This window comes from Trichlorobacter sp., assembly GCF_030247655.1.
Taxonomy (GTDB): domain Bacteria; phylum Desulfobacterota; class Desulfuromonadia; order Geobacterales; family Pseudopelobacteraceae; genus Trichlorobacter.
In genome coordinates this window covers 1-1,696 of the sequence record NZ_JAOTRZ010000358.1, presented here as the reverse complement: position 1 = coordinate 1,696, position 1,696 = coordinate 1, and the positions used below count along the sequence as shown (strand labels likewise).

Genomic DNA, 1,696 nt, shown 5'->3' with positions numbered 1-1,696 from the left:
TGACCTTGGCGAGTGCTGCCAGACAGGCCGCAAAATCATGGTTGATCTCCAAGGCGCCTGAAGGGCAGACGGTGGTGCAGAGCAGGCAGCCTTTGCAGCGTTCCTGATCAACCGTTAGCTGCTCATCAATGCTGATGGCACCGTGCGGGCAGATCTTGATACACCGACGGCAGCTGCTTTCGCTGTAGCGGATCGGCAGGCAGCGTGAATGGTCAATCCGCAGATCATTGCGGCTGCCGGTCTGCTCAGGCATGGTCCGTGACCTGTGCAGTGGTAAAGGCCAAGGTGCATTGCGCAATAGCTGCATAAAAGGGCGCTTCACCATCATCACTAATCGCTTCGCAAAACAGTGTCAGCCAAGGCAGCAGGAAACTGGCAAGAAACTCCTGCTGTGCCTGAATATACGCTGCTGTTCCGGCGTTGTCTCCTGCGGTTGTTGCCTCCCGTTGCCTGAAGGCCAGATAGGAGAGGAATTCCAGCTCCGCCGTAATATGGTCCGGCAACTCCGGGAAGTCTTCGGCCAACTGCAGACCATGGGATTGATAAAAGGCAGCCACCCGGGCAGTGGACTCACCCATAACCGCCTTTGACTGGTCCAGCCAGACCGAACCATAGGGTGGGGCAACCAGTTTGAATGGCCCGAGAAAAAGACGGCTGTATTCAACCAGCAACTCTTGCGGATCGGCATCGTGCAGCAATCGCGCTGCCTCTGTAGCCTGCTGTGCTGCGTGCGGACAAGATGAAGCCAGCAATGCCGCCAGATTGGTACAACATCCTTCCTCAAGCAATGCCGGTGCTGGTGGATAAAAACAGGCTGCCAGCAGACGATAGATATCTTCGTTACAGGTTTCCATTGGTGCTCCGATTGAAACAGGGGATAGAACCCATCCTATCCCCCGTTTCAGGCATGCTGCTGAAGGCCGGATCAGGCTTTCTTTTTCGTATCAAAGGACCGGATATAGGCCACGTTCGGCTTGGTCTTTTTCTCTTCCTTCAACCGCATCGGCTTGTGCTTCCTCAACGCCTGGGCCGGAGCGCTGGTTGCATCGTTCAGGTCACCAAAGATGCGGGCTTTGGAGGGACAGGCAGCCACGCAGTAGGGTTGCTCCCCCTTTTTAACCCGGTGCTCGCAGAAGATGCATTTTTCCGTTACCCCTGCCTTACGCACACTGGCGTAGTCAGGGTGCTGGTAATTGTGTTTATGAGGCGGGATCGCGCCGGCCGCTTTAGCGGTCTCTGCGCCGGATGCGGTGCAGCCCTTGACCATTTCGCTGCTGTCCCGTGAGGCCGGGTGAGCTTCAGCCATGTTGGCGCTTATCACGCTGTACTGAGACTTTTGTTTAACCACATCGGTGACACTGTAGGGGCAGGCCTTCTGACAGCGCAGACAGCCGATACAGCGCTCGTCATTGTGCATGGTGATGCCGTCCGGTGTCTTGAACATCGCCTTGGGTTTAACCGGACAGGCCTTTACACAGGGGGCGTCCGTACAATGGTTACAGAGCACCGGAATGGTGCGGTAGGTGGCGTTGGGGAACTTCCCCTCTTCCTGGTAGATAAAGTCAGCCCAGTTAAAGGTCTGTCCATCGGCCCGGCCCTGGGTATTGTTTTCAGTCTTGCAAGCCAGGGCGCAGGCCCCGCAGCCAACACATTTCTGAAGATCTATAACCATTCCATATTGTTTTGCCATCTGTTA

The 1,696-nt window shown here is 55.8% G+C and carries 3 protein-coding genes; all 3 read right to left on the bottom strand.

Annotated features, from left to right (window positions below; translation table 11 throughout):
* A partial coding sequence (locus OEL57_RS16665; protein WP_300742062.1) for a 4Fe-4S binding protein occupies nucleotides 1-253 on the bottom strand: 253 nt, incomplete at its 3' end.
* Nucleotides 246-854: a TorD/DmsD family molecular chaperone gene (locus OEL57_RS16660; RefSeq protein WP_300742060.1), complete on the bottom strand. Its 609-nt coding sequence runs from the start codon at nucleotides 852-854 to the stop codon at nucleotides 246-248. The genes OEL57_RS16665 and OEL57_RS16660, both read right to left, overlap by 8 nt.
* A 71-nt stretch (nucleotides 855-925) precedes the next feature.
* Nucleotides 926-1,672: a 4Fe-4S dicluster domain-containing protein gene (locus OEL57_RS16655; protein WP_300742058.1), complete on the bottom strand. Its 747-nt coding sequence runs from the start codon at nucleotides 1,670-1,672 to the stop codon at nucleotides 926-928.
* Nucleotides 1,673-1,696: the final 24 nt, after the last annotated feature.

Excerpts from the sequence above, each read along its gene's own strand:
- OEL57_RS16660 (WP_300742060.1), bottom strand. The coding sequence starts at position 854 with ATGGAAACCTGTAACGAAGATATCTATCGTCTGCTGGCAGCCTGTTTT.
- OEL57_RS16655 (WP_300742058.1), bottom strand. The coding sequence starts at position 1,672 with ATGGTTATAGATCTTCAGAAATGTGTTGGCTGCGGGGCCTGCGCCCTG.